15 protein-coding genes and 1 tRNA gene are annotated in these 23,996 nt (G+C 31.9%); 2 read left to right on the plus strand and 14 right to left on the minus strand.

Annotated elements, in window-relative coordinates; translation table 11 throughout:
• Window positions 1–9: 9 nt before the first annotated feature.
• From Q0998_RS08875 to egtB, 3 genes are read right to left on the minus strand one after another with little or no spacing between them, the layout of a single operon-like run.
• Window positions 10–678 (minus strand): aspartate/glutamate racemase family protein, encoded by a 669-nt coding sequence (locus tag Q0998_RS08875; protein WP_299669085.1) that lies wholly within the window; start codon window positions 676–678, stop codon window positions 10–12.
• Window positions 679–681: 3 nt separating this feature from the next.
• Window positions 682–1,629: an L-histidine N(alpha)-methyltransferase gene (locus Q0998_RS08880; protein ID WP_299669088.1), complete on the minus strand. Its 948-nt coding sequence runs from the start codon at window positions 1,627–1,629 to the stop codon at window positions 682–684.
• Window position 1,630: 1 nt separating this feature from the next.
• Window positions 1,631–2,779 carry an ergothioneine biosynthesis protein EgtB gene (gene egtB / locus Q0998_RS08885; RefSeq protein ID WP_299669090.1) on the minus strand — a complete coding sequence of 383 codons (1,149 nt, stop codon included), beginning with the start codon at window positions 2,777–2,779 and terminating at the stop codon, window positions 1,631–1,633.
• Window positions 2,780–3,132: 353 nt separating this feature from the next.
• On the opposite strand from egtB, the gene Q0998_RS08890 reads away from it, so the two are divergent.
• Window positions 3,133–3,205, plus strand: a tRNA-Gly gene (locus Q0998_RS08890).
• 83 nt (window positions 3,206–3,288) lie between these two features.
• Here the strand turns inward: Q0998_RS08890 and Q0998_RS08895 are convergent.
• Window positions 3,289–3,942 (minus strand): rhomboid family intramembrane serine protease, encoded by a 654-nt coding sequence (locus tag Q0998_RS08895; RefSeq protein ID WP_299669093.1) that lies wholly within the window; start codon window positions 3,940–3,942, stop codon window positions 3,289–3,291.
• A gap of 84 nt (window positions 3,943–4,026) precedes the next feature.
• On the opposite strand from Q0998_RS08895, the gene Q0998_RS08900 reads away from it, so the two are divergent.
• Window positions 4,027–4,917 (plus strand): lysophospholipid acyltransferase family protein, encoded by an 891-nt coding sequence (locus Q0998_RS08900; protein WP_299669096.1) that lies wholly within the window; start codon window positions 4,027–4,029, stop codon window positions 4,915–4,917.
• Here Q0998_RS08900 and Q0998_RS08905 read toward each other — a convergent pair whose 3' ends face one another.
• The 10 genes from Q0998_RS08905 to Q0998_RS08950 all read right to left on the minus strand — a co-directional run bounded on the left by Q0998_RS08905 (window position 4,918) and on the right by Q0998_RS08950 (window position 23,991).
• The gene (locus Q0998_RS08905) at window positions 4,918–6,384 is read right to left on the minus strand and encodes an aminotransferase class V-fold PLP-dependent enzyme (protein WP_299669099.1); all 1,467 of its coding nucleotides are present in this window, start codon (window positions 6,382–6,384) and stop codon (window positions 4,918–4,920) included.
• Between the two features lie 10 nt (window positions 6,385–6,394).
• Entirely contained in the window at window positions 6,395–7,243 is an 849-nt protein-coding gene (locus tag Q0998_RS08910) for a hypothetical protein (RefSeq protein ID WP_366943618.1), read from the minus strand.
• Window positions 7,244–7,256: 13 nt separating this feature from the next.
• Window positions 7,257–8,681 (minus strand): phosphoglucosamine mutase, encoded by a 1,425-nt coding sequence (gene glmM, locus Q0998_RS08915; RefSeq protein WP_299669102.1) that lies wholly within the window; start codon window positions 8,679–8,681, stop codon window positions 7,257–7,259.
• 653 nt (window positions 8,682–9,334) lie between these two features.
• Window positions 9,335–10,930 (minus strand): sialate O-acetylesterase, encoded by a 1,596-nt coding sequence (locus Q0998_RS08920; RefSeq protein ID WP_299669105.1) that lies wholly within the window; start codon window positions 10,928–10,930, stop codon window positions 9,335–9,337.
• A 302-nt stretch (window positions 10,931–11,232) separates the two neighbouring features.
• Complete coding sequence (locus tag Q0998_RS08925; RefSeq protein ID WP_299669108.1) at window positions 11,233–12,408, minus strand: leucine-rich repeat protein; 1,176 nt, start codon at window positions 12,406–12,408, stop codon at window positions 11,233–11,235.
• 214 nt (window positions 12,409–12,622) lie between these two features.
• The gene (locus tag Q0998_RS08930; protein WP_299669111.1) at window positions 12,623–14,779 is read right to left on the minus strand and encodes a T9SS type A sorting domain-containing protein; all 2,157 of its coding nucleotides are present in this window, start codon (window positions 14,777–14,779) and stop codon (window positions 12,623–12,625) included.
• A 305-nt stretch (window positions 14,780–15,084) separates the two neighbouring features.
• Window positions 15,085–16,935, minus strand: coding sequence for an arylsulfatase (locus tag Q0998_RS08935; RefSeq protein ID WP_299669114.1), 1,851 nt, complete (start codon window positions 16,933–16,935; stop codon window positions 15,085–15,087).
• A gap of 173 nt (window positions 16,936–17,108) precedes the next feature.
• Complete coding sequence (locus Q0998_RS08940) at window positions 17,109–19,097, minus strand: alpha-L-fucosidase (RefSeq protein WP_299669117.1); 1,989 nt, start codon at window positions 19,095–19,097, stop codon at window positions 17,109–17,111.
• A 71-nt stretch (window positions 19,098–19,168) separates the two neighbouring features.
• Window positions 19,169–21,997: a heparinase II/III family protein gene (locus Q0998_RS08945; RefSeq protein WP_299669120.1), complete on the minus strand. Its 2,829-nt coding sequence runs from the start codon at window positions 21,995–21,997 to the stop codon at window positions 19,169–19,171.
• Window positions 21,994–23,991, minus strand: a complete 1,998-nt coding sequence (locus Q0998_RS08950) for a glycoside hydrolase family 97 protein (protein WP_299669123.1) — start codon at window positions 23,989–23,991, stop codon at window positions 21,994–21,996. Before Q0998_RS08950 ends, Q0998_RS08945 begins: the two co-directional genes overlap by 4 nt.
• Window positions 23,992–23,996: the final 5 nt, after the last annotated feature.

Raw genomic sequence — 23,996 nt, forward strand, 5'->3', positions numbered from 1 at the left:
GAATAATTTTTAATTAATGGAAAATTTTAAGACTTCGTTTATTTGTAATTTTGCTAAATCAATAATTTTTTTTGAATTGATTTTTTCAGTTACTAAAGAGAGTTCTGTACAAGCTATTATTACATAACTTCTGCTAGCATATTTTTCTATGAATGATGCATAAACAGCAATATCTTTAGTTTCTTCTATATTTTCATATACTTTTTTTCTAAATTGATTGATGAATTTAAGATCTTCTAAATCTATTTTTTGAACAGATATATTTGCGTTTTTTAAATTTCCTCGCAAATAATCAGCGTTCATTGTATAATCAGTTCCAAAAATAGTTACTTCTTTAACAGCGTGTAATTTACAAAAATTTAAACACAATGCTATTGGATGAAAAACAGGAATTTTCGTTTCTAGTTTATCGAAAGTTTCATGAAATGTAATATTGGGAATTAGCCATTTTTTTACTGGTAATTTCTTAAGCTCTAAAATTAAATTTTGAGATATAGGAATTAACTTAGAAAATTGATTTGGCAAATACGGATTTAATGTATTAAAGTCTATTTGATACAATAAAAAAGGAAATGTATGATAGTCTCCATAGATTTTAAAATAGCTTTTTTGTAGCGTTTCTAGATAAAAATTTGTGCTTCTTTTACCAAGGCCTAAAATTCCGACTATACCTTTCATACTTTAAATTTTAGTCAAAATATAGTCTGCGAAGTATTCATTCGAATCCATCAACTTGTCAGTTATTTTTAAATAAGTTTCTTCTAGAAGATGTTCTAAAATAGCATCATTGTATTTTCTAGAAGTTTCTGTATGAATTTTTTCACCCTCTATAAAAGAAAATTTTTGATCTAAAGTATTTATAGAAACCTCTTGATTTTTTTTACTTACCAAATAACTTCTAGCAATCCCTTCATCTTGGGTATAGGTAGCTAGATGCTCAAAGTGATGAGTATTAAAATCACCTTCTAGTTCTTTATTTATTCTGTCTAACAAATTCATATTAAAACTTTTCGTAAGCCCCTCTTTATCATTATAAGCAGGCAAAACAACATGTTCACTTTTAATCATATCGACTCCTAAAAGTACTTTATCGTTTTTGTTAAGAGCGTTGCTAAGTTTTGTAAGAAAAATTTTTGCAGTCTCGTCTGACATATTGCCAATATTAGACCCTAAAAAGAGTACAACTTTTGGTGCTTTTTGTTGTTTTAAATTGTCTAAAACTTCAAAGTAATCACCCTGTTTTGTTGAAACCTCTAAACTAGCCATCTCTTTATTTAAATTACTTTTTAGATTCTTCAGTGCATTTTCTGAAATGTCTATAGGAGCATACTTAAAATTATACTCAAGACGAATTAGTTCTTTGAGCAAAAGTTTTGTTTTTGTGCCGTCTCCAGCGCCGAGTTCTATGATTTCAAAAAAAATATTTGGTGTTAATTTTAATTTTTGAATTATTTTTTCGGTTTGATTTTTAAAAATATCATGCTCTGCTCTGGTTAGATAATATGCTGGCATGTTCATTATTTTTATAAATATTTGATCTCCTATCGAGTCATAAAAATATTTAGAGGGTAGTGTTTTAGAGGTTTTACTTAATCCCTCTTCTACATCTTTCTTAAAAGTTTCTATCATATTATTTTGCAAGTCTTATTCCTGTAAATTGCCATTGTGTATTTGGCGAAAAAAAGTTTCGGTATGTATTTCTACTATGTTGTTTTGATGTTGCTGAAGAGGCTCCTCTTAGAACCATCGTATTTATCATAAATTTACCATTGTACTCTCCTACTGCGCCTTCTTTTATTTTAAAATTGGGATAGGGCAAATAAGCAGAATTTGTCCATTCCCAGCGTTTCCCCCAATTTAACTTTGCTGATGCAATTTCCCATTCAAATTCGGTTGGTAATCGCATTTCTTTCCAAAAGGCAAATGCTGAGGCTTCATAAAAAGAAACATGAGAGAGTATGGTATTGTCATCAATTTTCTCTAAACCAGACAATGTATATTGATACCATTCATTATCTATAGATTCCCAATACAAAGGGAATTTGATATTATTTTCTTGCAGCCAAGACCAACCATCATCTAACCAGTATTTTGGATTCTTATAACCATCTGAATTTATAAATTCAATAAATTCGCCATTAGTTACTAAAGAATTAGAAATACTAAAAGGCTCTAAAAAAACACGGTGATTGCCCAATTCATTATCAAAGCAAAAATCATTTCCTTTATAACCGATGTTATAAATTCCTTCTTCAAATTGTAACCAACCCTTGTTTTCATTTTTATCTGTTATAAAATTTTTATCTACATATATTGGATGAATTGGGTTTTTAGAGAATGTGTATTTTAAATCGGTAATTAATAATTCTTGATGTTGCTGTTCATGGTTTACCCCTAAAATAGTTAATTCTTGAATTTCTTGGCTCTCATTTTTATTTAATAAAATAAACATCGCATTGTCTACATAAGATCTATATTTAAATACCTCTTCTATACTAGGTCTTGTAATTAAACCTCTTTCGTTTCTTTTGATTCTTTTGCCAATTGTATTGTAATAACTATTAAAAAGAAATGAATATGCTGAGTTAAAAACCACATAATCTGAATGGTATTTCTTTAAAATCATCTCTTCAAAAAACCAGGTAGTATGGGCAATATGCCATTTTGGTGGACTTGCAAAAGGGGCAGATTGGGGAGTAAAATCTTCAATAGATAAAGATCTACAAAGACTCTGTGTTTTATTTCTTACTGATTGGTAAGAAGCTATTATACTTTTCATATCAAACAAAAATATTGCTATTCACTATTTTAAATGCGCTCATTTAGGAAGAATACTAACTCATAAAATTACTTTTCTATAAAATTTTAAAAATATTGGTTCTAATTTTGGTATTAGAGAAACAAATCCATCACTTTTCATACGCTTTATATACTTCATTAAAATTGCAAGATACGAAGTTTTGTTAGTCGAGATTTTTAAATTATGATTACTAAATTTAAAATAATATAAAAAAAATGAACAATTGATATGCTAACTGTTTCATTTTTAAACAAATCTAAAAAATATATTTTTTTGCAAAAAAAAGCATTGTAGAAATCAAAAATGATTCTATATTTGTAGCTCTTTACCACGCGAAAGTAGCTCAGTTGGTAGAGCGTCAGCCTTCCAAGCTGAATGTCGCCAGTTCGAACCTGGTCTTTCGCTCAAAAAACACTATTAAAAATAATGGTGTTTTTTTTATGCAAAATAGCTTGTAAAAATAAAGATATTTAAGTTTTAAAAATTATCTATAAAGACTTTAATTTATCCCCAAAAATCAATAATAATACAATAGGAATTGCTAATAAAATAACCATCAATCTATTGGTAGAAAATAAAGAAGGATATAAAATTAAGGTCAATGCAAAACCACCAATAGCACCACCTAAATGTGCAGAATGCCCAACATTTCCTAATTGTTTTTTCATTCCATAAATAGAATACAATAAATAACCGACTCCAAAAATATATCCTGGAATTGGAATCATAAAAAACAATGATAATTGCATATCAGGATATAATAATATGGAAGAATAGACAATACCCGAAACAGCACCAGAAGCACCAACAGCGCTGTAATATGGCTCGTTTTTATGATATGTTAGCGAATACAAGCTTCCTGCTAGTAAGCTTCCAAAATAGATAATTAAAAAATTTGGTATTCCTAGCATACCCGTCACGATCCTTCCAAACAAATACAAAGCATACATATTAAAACCTAAATGCGTCCAATCTACATGTAAAAAACCAGAGGTAAACATTCTAATTTTTTCACCAGACAAAACTTTACTTACTTGAAATTTATATTTATCTAAAAAAGCGTAGTCTTTAAAACCTTTCATTGAAACCAAAACGTTGGCTATAATTATAAATAATACTGCTTGGTTTATATTTCCTATCATCCCACAAACATAATAAAATCCTATTACTAATAACTCTTTTCAATTTAAATTTATATACGATATTTGCAGAACCAAAACCATATTATGCAATTTATTGTCTTTGCGCTTACTTACCCTTTTATTTGGCTCTTCTCTAGATTGCCAATGCGTATTTTATATATAAAATCTGATGTATTTTTCTTTCTTATTTATCATGTTTTTGGCTATAGAAAAGCAATTGTTTTAGAAAATTTAAAACTTGCTTTTCCAGAAAAACCTGAAAAGGAACTGCTAGATATCAGAAAGAAATTTTTTAAACATTTAATGGATCTAGTTATGGAAAGTGTAAAAGCATTTTCGATTTCAGAAAAACAAATCTTAAAGCGTTATAAATATAAAAATCCTGAGTTGGTAAATACATACGCAAAAGAAGGAAAGAGTATTGCCTTAGTGGGTGCCCATCAAGCAAATTGGGAATGGTCTGTAAGCTTGCCTTTAGCATTAGACATCCCTGTTTATGGAGCCTACACAAAACTTCAGAATAAGTATTTCGAAAAAAAAGTCTATAAATCTCGAAAAAAGTTTGATATCGATGGTTTTAAAACTTCAAAATTTGTAAAGGGGATTCAAAAAAACTTCAATCAACATATTCAGGCTGTTTATGTATTATTGAGTGATCAATCTCCACAAATTCAAAAAACTTTTTACTGGAGAGATTTTTTTGGAGTAAAAGTACCTGTGCACACGGGTGCAGAAATGCTTGCTAAAAAATTCGATTTGGTGGTGATTAACTATGTTGCTAAAAAAGTAAAAAGAGGATATTATGAAATTGAATTCCAATTAATTACAGAAACCCCAAAAGCGTTTGAAAATTATCAAATAACAGATAAATTCACAAAAATTACTGAAGATAATATTAAAGAACAACCTGAATTTTATTTGTGGTCGCACAAACGTTTTAAGCATAGAAATAAAGTGCCTACAAAATTCAAATAGTTACACGCTAAACCACTCTCTTACCAATTCTTGTTCGATTGGTTTTACTGTTTTGTGCGTAAAATCGTTTTTAATTGGATCGTAATTGTAATCTTTAGCCCAATTTTCTATATTTTTTGATAATTCTTTTAAAGAAGTACATACAAAATCTACTTCTTTGTTCGTAATTGTAGGATGCACAGACAAACGAACCCAACCCGGTTTTTCTGTATTACAACCATGTAAAATTTGATCTTTAATTCTGTTGGAAGTTTCTTGATCTACATTTAATAAAAAATGCCCGTAAGTGCCTGCACAAGAACAGCCTCCTCTTGTTTGAATTCCGAAACGATCGTTTAATAATTTTACTACTAAATTAAAATGATATTTTTCAAAATAGAAAGAAAAAATACTCAATCTTTTTTTATGATTGGGTGCTAATATTTTAACGCCTTCAAGATTTTCTAAGGTTTTAAAAATAACTTTATTTATCTCATTCTCTCTATTTTTAATGTGCTCAGTTCCCATTTTCTCTTTCAACTGAATCGCCAAAGCAATTCTAATAGTTTGTAAAAACGCAGGTGTACCACCATCTTCTCTCGTTTCTACATCATCAAAATAGTCGTGCTGTCCCCAAGGGTTTGTATAGCTCACAGTGCCGCCTCCAGGATTGTCTGGAATGGTATTTTTGTACAAACTTTTATTAAATATTAAAACTCCCGAAGTTCCTGGACCTCCTAAGAACTTATGCGGAGAAAAGAAAACAGCATCTAAATATTCATCTGTTACTGCTGGATGCATATTGATGTTTACATAAGGAGCACAACAGGCAAAGTCTACAAAACACAAACCATTATAACTATGAATTAATTTGGCTACCTTATGGTATTCCGTTTTTATTCCTGTAACATTAGAACAAGAGGTTATAGAGGCGATTTTAATTTTTCGATGTTCGTGTTTTTTGATACATTTTTCAAAGTTTTTTAAACAGACCAAACCTTCCTCATTACAAGGCACCACTTCTACATCTGCAATGGTTTCTAACCATGAAGTTTGATTCGAATGATGTTCCATATGAGAAATAAAAACAATAGGTCTTATTTCATCTGGAATATGGGTATGATTTTTTAAATTCTCTGAAACCTTGAGTCCCAGAATTCTTTGAAATTTATTTACAACACCTGTCATACCAGAACCAGAAGTAATCAAAACGTCATCATCATTTGCATTTACATGATGTTTAATAATTTTTCTTGCTTCATGATAAGCCAAGGTCATTGCTGCACCAGAAGTTGATGTTTCTGTATGCGTGTTTGCCACAAAAGGACCAAATTTATGAAGCATTTTTTCTTCAATTGGAAAATACAATCTTCCGCTTGCAGTCCAGTCTGTATAGATTAAATTTTGTTCTCCGTAAGGAGATATAAATTTTTGATCGATACCAACAATATTTTCTCTAAACTGATTAAAATAATTTTCTAAATCCATGATGTTGCTTTTAGAATAATTTAAACTTTCCTCCTACTAAAATATTATTTTGGAAGAAATAAAAATTTTGCGATGCCGAATCTGCTGTACTTAAAGATGTTTTGATATTCGGCATATTAATATATCCTATTTTATACTCTGCTTGCATATAAAAATGCTTTAAAAATGAAATATGTAAACCTCCAACTGCAGAAACGCCCCAACCCGATAAATGAAAATTATCATGTCTTTCTTTTCCTAATAGTGAAGTGTCTGTTCTTGGGTACAAAGCTCCTGCTCCAAAACCTTCAGTTACATTGATTTGTAAATTCTTTGAATCCAATCCAAACCAATGATCAATATTATCAAAACGTTTTACCTCTATGTTCACATAATTTAACCCATCTGTATGTTCAAATTTCAAAAAATCTCCCGCTAGATTGATATTTTGATTTGCGTAACTACCATCGTATTTTGCATTACCAATATGAATTTCTCCATTAATAGTAACCTCTTGGTTTGCAATCATTACATATTTCATGTGGTCTACACCAATAGAAACTGTATAATTTTCTTTAAAGAAATATCCAATTTTATAATTTGTTTGCGGAATTGTGATATTCCCCAAATTAAAATAATTATAAACAGAAAATTCTGTTTGCCTGTCTCTTGCGGCTACATTAGACAATGTAAAATCATAATCTTCTCCTTTAAATCGAATATCTGATTTAGAGTAATTTGCCCAATTCCAGCCCCAATACACAAAAAATTTCCCCTTATTTGTAATCTTGTTTTTTTTAGTAATTATAGTATTTTGTTGTGCTGAAATACTCGAAAAACAAAAGAGTAAAACAACTAAAATCACTGTATGTATTTTCAATAGTTCTGATGTGTTATTTGATGATTGCCTCTATTTCATTGATAAATCTTACGGCCAAATCATCTGCTGCTTGTTGTGATTTTGCTTCGGTGTAGATTCTAATAATTGGTTCTGTATTCGATTTTCTTAAATGAATCCATTCTTCTGCAAAATCTATTTTTACACCATCTATTGTGTTTACGCCCGAAATTTCGGGATCACTCTTATAGGTTGAAGCCATCGTTTCTAAAATTTTATCAACATCTATTTCTGGCGTTAATTGAATTTTATTCTTACTCATAAAATAACTTGGATACGAATCTCGCAATTCTTTACAAGACATTTTGCTATTTGCTAAATGTGATAAAAACAAAGCAACTCCCACCAAAGAATCACGACCATAATGAGAAGCAGGATAAATAATTCCGCCATTTCCTTCTCCACCAATTACTGTATTGGTTTCTTTCATTTTTATCACTACATTCACTTCACCAACAGCACTTGCAGTATAAGTTCCGCCATGTTTTTCTGTAATATCTCTTAATGCTCTAGAAGAAGATAAGTTAGAAACAGTGTTTCCGCCACCTAATTTGCCTAAAACATAATCTGCACAAGCAACCAAGGTATATTCTTCTCCAAACATAGAACCGTCTTCACAAACCAATGCCAAACGATCTACATCTGGATCAACTACAATTCCGAAATCTGCTTTTTCTTTTACAACCAAATTAGAAATGTCTGTTAAATGCTCTTTTAAAGGTTCTGGATTGTGAGGAAATTGTCCGTTTGGTGTGCAATACAATTCAACACATGCTACATTCAATTTTTTTAATAAAGCAGGAATAAAAATTCCACCAGTAGAATTAACACCGTCTACAACTACTTTAAAGTTTGCTTTTTTAATCGCCTCTACGTCTACCAATTCTAAATCTAAAACTGCCTGAATATGTTTTTCTAAATAAGAATGGTCTTTTGTATAGGTTCCTAAATCGTCTACGTCAGCAAAAGAAAAATCTTCGCTTTCTGCTAACTCTAAAATTTGTTCACCTTCGGCTCCATTTAAAAACTCTCCTTTTTCATTCAACAACTTTAAAGCATTCCATTGTTTCGGATTGTGTGATGCCGTTAAAATAATTCCTCCATCTGCATTCTCCATAGGAACAGCTACTTCTACAGTTGGTGTTGTAGACAAACCTAAATCTATAACATCGATACCTAAACCAACCAAAGTGTTCGTAACCAAACTAGAAATCATTTTTCCAGAAATACGTGCATCTCTGCCAATAACTACTTTTACTTGTTCTGAACTTGTTTCAGAATCATTCATATTACTTTTTCTTTTTTTTATAAATGCCCCATAGGCAGATGCAAATTTTACGGCATCTATGGGAGTTAGATTATCAGCCGTTTTACCACCGATGGTTCCTCTAATTCCTGAGATTGATTTTATTAATGTCATTCTTTTGGATGTCTTTTAAATTAGGATCACAAAGATAATTCTATTAAATGGTTATCTAAAATAATTTAACAGCTTGTAAAGTTTTGATACATCTATTCATTAGTAGGGAGTTACTCCTGCCTAAATCTGGTAGCTTAAGGATTACATTCTTTTTTTATTTAAAGATCATTGCGAGAAACGAAGCAATCTCTTATTAAATTTTAGATTACCATAGAAAGGAAAAACTTTCTGGTAATGACAGACTAAAAAATACAGTCTTTAGCTAACCTTAATGTAAAGATGCTGAAAAAAGTTCAGCACAAGAAAAAGCCGTTGCAAATTGCAACGGCTTTTAAGATATTTAGATTCCTACCAGCGTAGGAATAACTGGATACTAAAACTACCTCTCGACTGCGCTATTTTAGACTTGTTTTATAAAATATTAACTTAAAAGAAAACAAGATAATAATGATGGTGAAATTTCTTTTTTTGCTTCTTTTTTTCTTTGGTAATAAATTGTATTTTGTTAATAAAAAAGAACAGGGTGAACTTAATTTGTCTCTAGAAATTCAAGCTCTATACCTCGTATTAATCCCCGTTCTTTTATAACCAAATTACAAAAACCGAATAGAATTTTAGAATTTACCTATTAAAGGTATTTTATAATTAAAAATCTATTGCTCTGTTGAAAATACTGCAGCAGGCAAGCCTTCTTTATTATACAGGTTTGCTCCTTCAGGATTTCCAGCCCATGCGTAACGCACATGTTTTGGATTTGGAACTGATGTATTCCAAACTTCTATTTTATCCTTTGAAACTATTTTTGCTTCAGCTGGTTTCCACACGCCATCATCTCCAACAATTTCAAACCATTTTAATGGCTCATTGACCGAAACGGCATCCTCTAAAAGGTGTTTATGCCCCACCATTAAACCAGAACCTGTATGGGTAAAATCTATTTCTATTTTATTGTTTTGAATTTTAACAGACTTGTATAAAGGACCGCTTACTGCTTTTACCTTCATTTTATAATCTTTTGCCAGGGCCCAATACGCCAAACGTTTACCTACATCCATTTTGTTATGCGGATGAATATCATTAGGCTCTCCAATATCATATAATACAGCCATACCCGTATTAGGTACTTTTAAGGTTTTTCTAAGTTCATCATTAACAGTTGCCCAACCTTTACTCGCTTCATCACTACCTCTATTACAAGCTGCTAATTGCGCCCAATAAAATGAGAAATCACCTTGATTCCAATCTGACCTCCAACTGGTAACCATGGTGGTCAAAAATTCCTCATAATCTTCAGGTAAGTAAACCGCATTACTTTCACCTTGATACCAAATAGTACCTTTAATTTTATAAGGAATAATAGCATTCAACATACCATTATATAATGTTGTGGCTACTTGCATATCTTCTCTTGGATGCTTTAAGCCTTTTGGTTTACGTCCTTTTTTCCCCTTTTGCTCCCATACATTTACATTATATTTATAAACAGTATCTTCAAAACCTTTAGCATCCATATTTTTTATGGTGTTTTTTGTTTCTATATTCATGGCTCTGTAATATAGTTGTAAATTTTTATCGTTTAGATAAGCTTCTTCAGAAATCCAAGGTTGAATTCTACTTCCTCCCCAAGAACACTCTACCAAACCGATAGGTACATTTAAACGCTCACGCAATTCTTTAGCAAAGAAATAACCGGTGGCTGTAATTTTGTTCACCTCGTCTTTTTTAGCTTTTATCCATTTTCCAGTAAAATTTGTTTTCTTTTCATCTAAAGATGTTTGCCGTGATACTTCAATATGCCTTAACCAATCATCGTTTGCATTGGCGACTTCATCTTTAATGAAATCTGCTAAAGGTTGATATTTTTTATCTCTAACACCCTTTGAAAACCTTTCCATTGTATAATCCATATTAGATTGCCCCGAGCACAACCACACCTCACCTGATAAAACATCACTAATTGTAATGGTATTTTTTCCAGAAATTCTGATTGTAAATGGACCACCTGCTTTTGGTGTTTTTAAATTTACCATCCAAGAACCATCTGCTTTAGTAGCAGTACTTGCTTTTTTACCCCAACTACCCAATACTTCAACCTTTTCAAAAGGATCTGCCCACCCCCAAACAGGTATTTCGGTTTCACGTTGAATGACCATATGGTCAGAAAAAAGAGCATGAAGTGTTACATTAGCCATTAAAAATTGTGGCAAAGCAATGAAAAGAATGCTTGCTAATTTATAACCTATTTTCATATTTTATATTTGTTTACATTTATTACAGTTGCTATTAATTTGTAGAGAAATAAATGACTCCTTATAATTTCCTAAAAATTAAAATTTAATGCTTTTTTTAGAATAGACAATTCACTTTCTAATTTTACGTAAAAAACATCGATAAAGGTAAGTTTTATCAAACCGATAAAATACTATTGTATGTTTAAGTAGAGCAAAAAAATCATCCCATACTATAAAAAAAAGTATGCCTATAAAATGCAAAATAAAGAGACTTCTGTGGGTATTGATTATTTAAAAAACTCTACAAACAACTCATACAACTATTTCTTTAGAATTCGTTTTACAATTTCACCATTATCTGTTTTTACTTTAAAAATATACATACCCGAAGCTAGATCAGAAATATTGATTTCTGAATTTGAATTAGTTATACTCTCTTCTAATAATATTCTACCATTTATGTCATAAACAGTAACAGCTGTATCCACTGATTTTTTATTTATTATAGAAACAATTCCCTCTGTAGGGTTTGGATACATTCCCCAATTTAAATCGTGATCTACACTTTTTATAGCCAATATATTACCTATTACAATATTCGTAGCAGGAAAAAATGCTAGCCAATTAGCATCAGCTTCATAAGCTGCCTTCGCAGCAGCATCTGGCACATATAACTTGGCATCTGAAGAAATACCATTAAAAGTATCAGCTTCTATAGCTATTACTGAAGCACTATTAACCTGTACTGTAGTTAAAGTAGAAGTAGCAAAAGAAGTTGCTCCAATAGAGGTTAAACTGGCCGGAAAATTAATTTCTGTTATAGCGCATCCATTACATACTTGCGAATCCATAGTTTGTACATTAGGTGGTAAAATAAAAGACGTAACTGTAGGGTTTTCAAACAATAAAGCACCTGTAATATTTAACAAATCTACAGAAGCAGATAAATCTGCAGTTACAATACTATTATTCCTAAATACTGCTGTACCTGTAAGCGTAGTTAATGAAGCAGGAGTAGTTAATGTTCCACTAAGACCTCCGCCAGAAAACGCACCGTTATCCATGGTGATTACAGAGCTTATAATTTCATTACCATTAGTAACGCCAGTAGCATTTTGAAATGCCTGTTGCCCTATTAAAGTAATGTTATTTTCTCCTGTAAATGTTACAGAAGTTAATGATGTGGCACCTCTAAAACACCTACGAAGAAGAGATGTTACAGTACTTGGTATTTCAATAGATACAATAGTTGTATTTCCATTAAATGCTAACTCTCCAATAGCTGTAACAGAGCATACGTTGCTCCCTGTAGGCTCAACAACTGAACTAGGCACAATAACGTTTGCCAAAGCACTTACTGTAACCTCAACTTCCCATGGAGAATCATTAATTATCTCATAACTAATGTCTGAATCTGTAAATTGATCACCTATTGCTTGGGCATTGCTAAATGTAATTATTAAAAAAGTAATAAATAAAAGTAATAATTTTTTCATGGTAGTATAATAGTTTAAATTAATTAATCAACTATTACAATGCTACTAATTATTAAAAAAACAACATATAACTTATTGCCCATAATTCATAAACTATTGCTCTTCTTCATTTATTTTAGTTTTTAATGTAGGATAAACTTTAATAAATAAGAAAGGATAGCTTCTAAATAGAAACTATCCTTTTTTAAATAGTATTTACAACTTTTTTTAGTATCTAATTTTTAACAATTTTTTTAGTGAAAATATTTTCGTTTGAATAAATTTTAGCGATGTAAACACCATCTGAAATATTACTTAAGTTTATCTGACCATTATTACTTTGTATTTGCTTTGAAATGACAATTTGCCCAAATAAATTTATGATTTCTACTTTGGCAGAAACATAGTTTTTTATTCTAATATTTAAAACATCAGAAGCAGGTATCGGGTATAGTGAGATATTTTTTTCTATATTCTCAATATTTCCTGCACTCAACACTTGCGCTACAGTAATAGCAAATCTAGACGCATTGGATGTATTAGAAGTGTCACTCAATACTATAGAACCATCTGTACCTAATAATCTAATATTCCTTCCGTTTCCCAAAACAAGTTTATTTATAAGATAGTAGGTATCTCTTCCTGAAATAATTTCTACTTTCCACTTAACTGCATCATTTATTGTTGTATTAGAAACCATTTGTGGAAGACCTCCAACAGTTTCTCCCATCAATCTTTTTTTATCATCGCCAGCACCAAGAGCTTCTACATAATAATATTCTACTTCTCCAAGAACTGGAACAAATACCCATTGCTCTTGGATAGTTGGGAGCGATCCGTCTGAATCCTCATGGTCAGGATAAAGATAAAAACCAGTTTCATCGCTTCCATCAGCACTTAAATATCCAGACCATCGATTATTACCTATGTAATACGCAACATTAGGAGCTGGAAACTCACTTACCTCGCCACATCCTAAAATAAAGTTACCTGAACCGTTATCTGTAACTGGTCCGCAAGATGACCCAGTATTCCCTGAGCTCTCTGAAGGAAACTCGATAGGATACTCCGTTGAGTTAACTACGTTTAAGTTAGTTGCATAATGATTATTTTGAGATGCATTAGTTCCATTTAGCATACGCAAATTATTATAAAATCCTCCCATCTGAATTTTCAAATCTGGATTCACGTTAGGATCAGTTGTTTTTAATATTACATCATGTCCACTTCCACCTATATATGCTACGCAATTATTGCCATTATAATACGCATCTACAGGAGGAATGAGGGTAATATCAACCTTAGCATTACTATCAGAGTTATAAGTACTCTTATATACTGGTCCAAATACTGCATCTGAATAGCAATTGACTACAGATCCTCCACCACCAACTGCAAAAGCTTGTTCGTTACCAATAGATGTACACCCTTCTATATAATTAGTTCCTCCGGCTTGACCTAAAGTAACAGCGGTTCGCATGTGCTTTATAGTGCAATTAAGCACGGTAACATTACTTGCTCCTAATGGACCTATTTGTACACCATCAATAATAGTTCTACCAACATTATAAGCACGAATACCAGCTTCACCAGTACTAAGCATATAACCCGCAGGTAGTTTGTATCCCCAATCGGTCATAAAATTTACATTATCAGCTGCTGAACCAGTTCCTTCTTCTAAAAGAATATCATCTGTAGTTCGTAATTCGCCTTCTATGTAACAACCTTCAATCTTTGGATAACTTGCTGCCTGCATATAAATAGCATGCCCAAATGATCTGTGTATTATAGTACAATTAAGTACATGGTTTGACTCTCCTCTTACATTTATACTACTATGCTTATTATGTGCAATTACTGGTCCTGCTCCTTTTCCAAAAGTATCACCATAACCATAAGGTTTTGAACCCTTGGTTGTCATGTGAAATCCTTCTATTCTATTGTTTCTACCATCTATCGCAATATTAGTTACCTCATTTATTGGATCATCATACACAGAGCCTACATCTACTATGGTTAGATTTTTTAGTACGTTATTATTCCCAATTATTTGAATTTCATGCACATTACTTCTGGAAGCTGCAAATACACCTGTTTCTATATTGATTGTTACATCAGTAAAATCATAGGTACTATCATTACCTTCAAAAAGGAAAAGAATTCTATTATAGAAGCCACCAATCGTTGTATTATCTGGATATAATCCTGCACTAATGTCGGTAGCAGCAACGGTGTAAGTTCCAGCAGCTAATTTAACGTTTGCATTACTAGCTTTTAAATAGGGTTTTAGGTCACTTAATGTAGATACCGTAGTTTGCGCTTGTATATTGACAACAAACAGGATATATAAAAAAATTATATTAATTTTAAGGGAAGTGTAATTTCTTTTCATATAAAACTTTTTTTAACCGAAATTAAGTTATAACTATATGCTTTTATATAAATTATGATTCAGATATTGTAAATTGTAGTTCCTTATTTGATAATTTTATTAATTTTATTTTAAAATGAAAAACCTCGACCCAAGAGTACGAGGTATCAAGTAGAAATTTCTTTTTTATTTCGACGCAGAGCATCGGGGGAACCAAGCCGGCATAGGCAGGTTCAGCTAGTAATTTTTAATTCATTGCTTCGCTTCCGAAGCTTCGGAATAAAAATTGAGTTTCACTAATTTAACGTTCACTATTCATCAAATTTTTATATTTTTTGAACATTTACAAAATATGCTCCTAATACTTCGCCAGTTTTTAATGTAAACCATGTTTTGAGTTTTGTATCTCCTTTTTTAAGTGCTGCTTCAAATTCTACAAACTCCAAATTAGCATCTACTTTTTTTGAAATTTCAATACCTTGAATATTTATTTTAGCCTTTATAATATCTAAAGATTTTCCTTTTTTACTTTCTTTTACGCTTGTATTCGAAATTGCAGGACGTATTGGAGCTTCATCATTTAAAGCCAAATGTGTTTCTTCTGGCCAACGACGAAGTTTCAATCTATACCTACCACTTTGCGCTACATTCAGCATCCAATAGCCATTATTTATATAGCCACTTCTAATATGTCTTTGATGCCAAGGACTTACTTGATCTGTATGCCAATCATGACAATATAAATTTACTGAATTTGCTTTTTTATGTCCAACAATAATTCGTGGTTGATCGCTATATCCAGGCAACAAATCTTTCCACCATAAATTATAGGCTGTTTTGAACGCATCTATTTTGTTGGGAAACTGATCTGCAATATTTTTTCTTTGCGCTGGATCTGTATCTAAATCGTACAATTCTATACCATTTATCAATCGCCAGTTGGCTTGCATTAAAGCCGTTCTTAGCCAAGGCTCTGGAGTTTCGACACGTTGTGAATTGGTAATGATAATTCTATCTTTAAATGCTGAATTGTTACCATTCATTAAAGGAACCAGACTTTTGCCATCAAACTTTATATCTTTCTGTATGTTTAATTTACATAAATCAACCAACGTTGGTAAAATATCGTAATGGGCTGTTAATTCATTGATGTCATTACCAACAGTAATTCCTCCATTTTTCCAATGGATAAAAAGTGGAACACGATGTCCTCCTTCATACATACTGGCTTTAATACCGCGCATTCCTGCATTGTATCCTTTTGTTACAAACCCATCTAAACGATGCCCCTCTACTTTTGCACCTTGGGCTGTTCCGTTATCTGTAGTAAAAATTAAAATGGTGTTCTCTGCAAGCTTCAAATATTTTAAGTAATTGACTAGCTTGCCTACATTTTCATCAATATTTGCTAACAAACCATAGAAATTTGCATTCGGAATATTCTCATTGTTTTTATACGGATCTGAATATGTATCTGCAACAAAATATGGGGAATGCGCCGCATTAGTCGATACGTAGCAAAAGAAGGGTTTGTTCTTATTTTCTTCAATGTATTTTTTAGCATTGTTAAACCAAACATCTGTACAAAAGCCTTCAAATTTTTCTAACTTTCCATTGTGCAAATAGGTATCATTAAAATAGTCATTATCCCAATAATCCATAGTCTGTTCTATACCGCCGCCGCCATGCACTAAAACTTCATCAAAACCTTTGTCTTCTGGACGAAACGGATAATTATCACCCAAATGCCACTTCCCAAAAATACCAGTGCTATACCCATTTTCTTTAAAAATCTGTGCCATGGTTGTTTCTCTTTCCAAAATTAAAGAACGTCCGTTTATGGTATGCCAAACTCCAGTTCTATTAGAATGATGACCCGTTAAAAAAGCTGCTCGTGTTGGTGCACATGTAGGACTTACATGATAATTTGTAAATCTTGTACTTATGCTATGCAGCTTATCAATATTTGGTGTTTGAATGTATTTATTTCCAAGCGCAGCAATATCTCCGTAACCTTGGTCATCTACCATGATAACAATTACATTTGGTTTTTTAGCTTTCTCTGATGAAGTACATGACAGAAAAAATATGACAGAAAAAGGTATTGCAATGCAACATAAAAAAAGATCGATACCCTTTAAATTAGTGTTGTTGTTTTTATAAAAATTGAGTTTCATTTAGTTAAATTTTCAATTTAAAAATTAATAAAAATACATCCTTACGAAATTAAAATTTTAAACTTATTTTTGTATCATTTATAGTTCATTTACTATAAAATATAGACTCTTTTATACTTTTTTTTAGAAAAGTATTTGATTAGAAAATTTATCTGTCTTTTAATTCCAAGTCCCTATTTCAATTTGAATGCTTTTGCAATAGCTTCTTTTACCAGAACTTCCATAATTTCATAACCTTTAGCATTAGGGTGTACCGTATCTCGACCAAGTTCTTTTTTTAATCCTTTATGTTCATTAACCATACTTGAATAATAATCTAAATACACCAAATTATTCTTAACAGCATATTCTTTTATCAAATTATTGAGTTGACTAATTTTATCTATAGGCTCAATAGATGGACTCCAAGAATAACTACTTGCAGGAAGTACTGAAGCCAGTACCACTTTTATATTGTGTGCTTTGGCCAATTCTGCCATTGTAAAAATATTACTAGCAATTTGATCAATTGTTATAGGACCTCTGTTGCCGGCGATATCATTGGTTCCTGCATGTATTACAACTGCTTTTGGGCTTAAATTAATAACATCTTGTCTAAACCTTAATAACATCTGTGGTGTGGTTTGACCACTTATACCTCTTCCTATATAATTGTTTTCTTTAAAAAACCCTAGATTAAACTGCACCCATTTTTGGGTAATGGAGTTCCCCATAAATAACACTCGGTTTTCTTTTTTAGATGGTGCTTTTAATTCTTTATTTGCTTTTTTATATCTTTTTAAATTCGCCCAATCCTCATTAGGCATTAATTGTATTTTTATTACTGTGGCAATATCATTAGGGGCTTTTTCTGGCAGATGAATGGTTAAATTATCATCCACTAAATTCATTTTTAATTTCTGATAAGGGTTGGTAAGCAATGTTGCTTGTCTTGGTTTAATAGCTCTATTTATTACTAATTTACCATCTTCTGGCCAATCAAAAACATGAGCGTATAAAAATACATCTTTTGCAGTATATCGCCCCCATTCTGGTCTATCATAAGGGCTTACAGATGCTCCATAAATAGATTCTGCATTTTCTCTAGTCCAAACACCTATCGCTTTTAAACGCTCTGCACTTTCAGGCGGAAACTGACCTAAACCATCTGGACCTATATTTAATAAAAAATTGCCCCCTTTTGAAACGATATCGATTAAATTCTGAATAAGCTTTTCACTGCTTTTCCAATTTTTATCTGAAGGTTTATACCCCCAAGATCCATTCATCGTCATACACGATTCCCAATCAGAATCAATCCCTGTTGCTGGTATTTCTTGTTCAGGTGTACCAAAATCGCCTGCAAAATTACCGTCTTCATCCATTCCTTCCATTCCTTTACGACCTTTGTCCACTCTATTATTAATAATTGTATTTGGTTGAATTTCTCGAATAAAATCATAAAGTTCTTTACCCATTTCTGTAGTGTAATCTGCAATCCAATCACCATCAAACCATACGACTCCAATATCGCCATAGTTAGTTAAAAGCTCCTTTACTTGAGGTTTTAAATAATTTTCATAATATTTTGGAAATTCTGGATTTACTATAGTTTGATCTTTCTGACCTGCATTGTAATTAGGAAATAAGTTTCCTTGAGCTTGTGGATGGTGCCAATCTACAATAGAATGGTAAAAACAAAATATAATTCCTGCACGTTTACAAGCGTCTGATAATTCCTTTATAACATCACGCTTAAAAGGTGATGAATCCATAATATCATAATCTGATACTTTAGAATCCCATAAGCCAAAGCCATCATGATGTTTCGAAGTTATTACAATATATTTCATACCGGCATCTTTAGCCATAGCCACCCATTCATCGGCATCAAACTTTATAGGATTAAACATTTTAGGGAATTTTTCATATTCGGCTATGGTATAATCCAATTTATCCATAATCCATTCGGCACCACCTTTACAAATTTGACCGTCTCGTTCCCCACCTGGTATGGAGTACACACCCCAATGGATAAACATACCGAATTTGGCATCTCGCCACCATGCCATACGTTCATCATCAGAAAGTTTTTTTACTTCTGAAGTATTTTGGGAAAAACTTGTATTAAAGTTTAGAACCATAACTAATACAAATAGGATTAATTTATTTAATGCTTTCATTTATAGTTATTTATGTTGGTTTTTTTTTATTATTATTTCCTTTTCAGATTGATTTCTTATAATGAACTCATTTACTTAAAAACAACTTCTGCCTTTTCATACGCTTTTGATAGTCTAAACTCTATTTGTATGTTAGACCGACTCATTATGGTTTGTCGTGTTTCAATTAATTTACCACCATGGTATAATCTTAATTCAGCCGATTTCATATCATTAAAAAACGGTATTCTTATAAGTACTGGTTCATTATTCTGAAGGATGTATCCGTTTTCCACAGTTTCAAAAGACAGGTTTACTGGTGCTCCAGATGCAATTATTTCCCAACCATTTTGTTCATATTTATACATACCTGAAACAAACAAGAAATCAATAAGATTCTTCTTTGTTGACTGACGTACCATTGAGAATAGTCCTTTTTGATAAAACTCCTCTTGTTTAATAGCATCATTTTCAGATGTATTTAAAACCATTCTATCAGCGGTGGTTTTATCACTTAACAACACATTTATAACCTGCGTATTTGGATTATCCTCTAAACTTGAATACGATACATTTTCAATGGGGTTTTCACCACCTTCCATAAATGGATTAAATACCAAAGCAAAAGGGTTTCCCCAAGCAGCTTCCTCTCTTTTTAAAATTAGGGTTGATATAGGGTCATCTACTATTTCTTTTGGTGCTGTTCCATTTGAAATGGCATTTGATTTTGGTGCTTTTACGGAATATACGGTTTGGTTTGGACTTCCTTTTACCCAAATTTTCATAACATTATTAGGCTCTCCATTACTTTCTATTTTAAACAGTGCTTGAATATCTTTTGGAGTTTCAATTTTGGTTTTGTCGGTTAAATAATCGTACCCCTTTAAATCGCCTTGCTGTGAGCCAAAATCATCCGTCGCTGATAATTTTAATTCATTATTATTCTGAAATATTTGAAGTGATTGTCCTAAATTATGATAAAAATAATCATGCCTCTGATTACCAGACTGTTGTTTTTTTGACCTAAACACATCAACCACATAATTTTTATTGGTATTCGATTTAATAATAGCAGTAAATCGTTGTTGATTAGATTTCGTTTCTGGTTCAAAGAAAGACACTTTAGAAAACGTAATTTTATCGAAAATAGATGTTTTGCCTAATTCTGGAAAATAATTATCCAATTCAAATGGATGATAGCCACGCATGGCACCATAATCAGATTTACCATCTACCACAACCGTATTGTGGGCTGGAAACCTGGAGTAATACTCTCGATGGTCTTGATGCCAATAACTTGGACCTTTGCCCATATCCGGCCCTAAAACATAATTGTTTGCGAATAATTCTATAGAGATGCCATTAACATGCGAATGGTTTCCATAAGAACCAACCGTAGAAACCATGACCGCATCATCACCATCACCCAACCTTTGATTGAACATGCTTACATTGGAGGCATAAAAAGTAGGTGATGTTAGTTTTTCTAAATCAATCTCTTCAACATTTATTTCATTCTTTTTTAAATGATCTACGTAAAAAAATAATTCGAATAGATTATTTACTTTTCTTTTATATTCTCCTTTATCTACCATCATATTTAGCAAACCAGAAAATAAAAGTTCTTTTTCTTCTTCGTTATACTTCTTATAATTAGCAATTAGAAGTTCGAAATTTTTTGGAGGCATTATTTTATGAGCTGAATCTCCAAACCCAACCATATAACCCGTAGGAAATAAATATTGAAAGGATGCCAAAGCTGCTTTTTCAACAATTAGAAAATTAGAAAGCTCGTTTTTATTTGTATAATTATCGAGTAATGTAATGATTTCTAGCAGTGACGTGATTACGTGTGTTGAATACGATGCACATTCAGGCCACATACCAGTTTCTTGATCATAAACTAGAAGGGATTCCTTTATAGATAGCTGTCTTTCGGTTGATTTATCAAATGTGTGTTCTAAAAAGTATTCTCGTCCTTTACCATTTTCGTAATTTTTGTTACTCTCTAAAATCAAAGCCACATAGGTTAAAAATCGTGCTTGGAACAGGTTCCAATTATTATCTGGAATGCCATTTTTTATAATTTGATCTCCCCATTTCTGAAAAACAGCAACAGTATTACTAAGGTCTATTTTTTCGTTTTTGAAATAGTTGAATAAGAAATCGTAAGTAGTAACAAGGCTTAAAAGAATTTTTTCGTGAATGACTTCAAAGGTTGCCAAACCAGAAATGCGTTGTTGATTTCCATTCTCTAAATCTATTGGAGCATTTCTATAATACATGCCTTCTATATAGGTTTCAAAAACGGGTTTAGCAAATTCAGCATACTTTTTATCGCCCGTTACCCAATATAAAAAGGCAGCATCTTCAACAAGACTCATAATCTTGCGATTAATACCTTCTATAGCATGCCCTACTTTTGATGGATGTACCCATTCTTTTTTTTTCGTTTTTTTGTGTGCTAAATAATAGCCACGCGAATCATCAAAATAAGGCTCTATATCTTCTAATTTAGGTGCTGAATATTCTGTAGCCCAATCTCTAGTTCCTGAAAAACGAACTGTTGCCACTGGTGCTTTTCCTTTAGAGTATGCGAAATCCCCTCCTTTAAGATATACTTCATTATGCTTCGTTTTCCAATTCATTTGTAACCTAGAAACTAGCCATTCTGGGTTGTCTTCACAACGTTTTAGATATTTTTCTAGGTTTTCTTTTTTCCGTTCAACAAATTCTTTTTTCCAAGCTACTTTCTCTATTGTTTTTAAAAATGCTTCCTTAGAGTTGTTTGTTGTATAAATTCTAGGGTGTCCTTCGTTTTGTCCTAATAGCAACATTGGGCATAATAAAACACCGTAAATAAGCCATTTACAAATCGTTTTTATTTTATCTATTTCGCTATTTAATTTTCTAAAATTCATTCGTTTGGTATAATTTGTACAGCAAATCCATTATTGGCTTTAACTTTTAAATTTAATATGCTTTTTCTATCTAATTCTAACTCTTCAATTTTTACATGTGTTCTTGTTTGGATGGTTTCATCATCAGTGTAAACTTTAGCCATATACTTTTTCCCTTTTTCTAAAAAAGAAAAATCTACTTCTACAGATTGAGGTTTTTCGCCATTAATACCACCAATAAACCAAGCCTCTCCTTTTCTTCGAGCAATAACACCTAATTCCCCAATTTCTGAATACAACACTTTGGTTTCATCCCAAGTAGTTGGTACATTATCAAAAAACTCTAATTCTGGTTCATTTCCAATGGTATTGGTATTACCCCAAAGCGCATCGTCTTTAATCGGAGCTGCCGGAGCTTTATCGTACCAATATAAAAATTGCAGCGGGCTAAAAATGCACACTGTTTTTGCTAATTGAGAAGCATGTGAGCCCATTATATCCACTCGCTTGTTGTAATAACACACGGTATTATCGGCTGCTCCTGCCAACATTCTGGTGAACATCGTTATTAATGTATGTTCGTTTGGCACAGTTTCTTCATCACCACGAATGCCTTCTTGGGTCAATAAATTAGGATAGGTTCTAGAAAAACCTGTTGGTCTATATTCGTCATGAACATCTACAACCATTTCGTACTCGGAAGCTTTTTTTATAGCTTCATGCATCCATAGAGTTGCATCTTGATCTCCTACTCTTACAAAACCAAATTTAATACCAGAAATACCCCATTTTTTAAATAATGGTAATACCTCATCCAGTTGTTTTTCTAAAGCTCTGCGGTTTACGTACAACATGACTTTAACGCCTTTTTCTTTAGCATAATTACAAATAGCTTCAATATCAAATGGGCCTTTCGACCTTTTAGGATCTAGAGTAACTGTTGTGGCATCTGAAGTATTGTACATTTCATTACCGTACCAACCGGCATCAAAATGTACATATTGCATGTTATGACTAGCCACAAAATCGATAGCAGCTCGCCCCCCTTGCGTTGTTAAGGTTCCTTCACGAAGAACCTTTCCAGGAGTTATCCAAGACTCATCGGCAATTTTGGAAGGATCGTTCAAATTTTGAATTATATAATTATTCTCCAATAATTCTCCTTCATCTTTAGCCATCATAACCACGCGCCAAGGCGATTGAAATGGTAATTTTTTATGAACTTTTGTTTCTGTTTCTTTTCTTTTAGAAATGATAGCTCCTGTAATAGTATCTTGTTTTTGAACTCCCATTTTACCATCTAAACTTGAAAGAATACTATATTTAGACGATGTCCCTTTATCAAAACTTAATCGTGCATAATCCACCATTTTTGCTTCTGCTAAAGCAATTTTCAAACTATCGTGAATTTCAATAACTAATGGACGCTCGCAACCTTTTTGTAATTGCGATAATAAAATTTGTTTATACTCACCTTGTGCCGTAAGTACTCGTGGTTCTCGTTTTGGTGTAGACCAAACTTTATAATCTTCTTTAAAATTGTAATGAATCTTTTCATCTAAGCCCATTTTAAGAATATTGTTTTGCTCTGGAATTTCATATGAAATGGCAATTCCTTCGTTATAAGCTCTACAAATAATATTGACTTTAGAGTTTCCCAATTTAAGATATACTTTTAATAGATTGTAATTGTCTGGTATAACACTTAATTCGGCAAAGTTAGAATGCCATTGATTATTTACTGTGGAAGTATCCACCTTTAATATGGACAAATCACCTGAAAAATCTATTTCCTTAGAAATCAGCTCTAATGTTGAAGGTAATACAACATCATGGTCATTATATTTAATAGAAAAAGTGATGTTCCTTCTCGAATCACCAATAAGCGAGAATATTTTTTTCCCATCGGGAGATTTTACTTGAATATTTTGTGGTTTATTACAACCAGAAAATACCAAGGAAATGATTAAAATTCCCGTGATATGTTTTCTGTTTAAATAATTTAAAATCTTCATTATGA

The organism is uncultured Polaribacter sp., from assembly GCF_947501385.1.
In the GTDB taxonomy this organism is placed as follows: Bacteria; Bacteroidota; Bacteroidia; order Flavobacteriales; family Flavobacteriaceae; genus Polaribacter.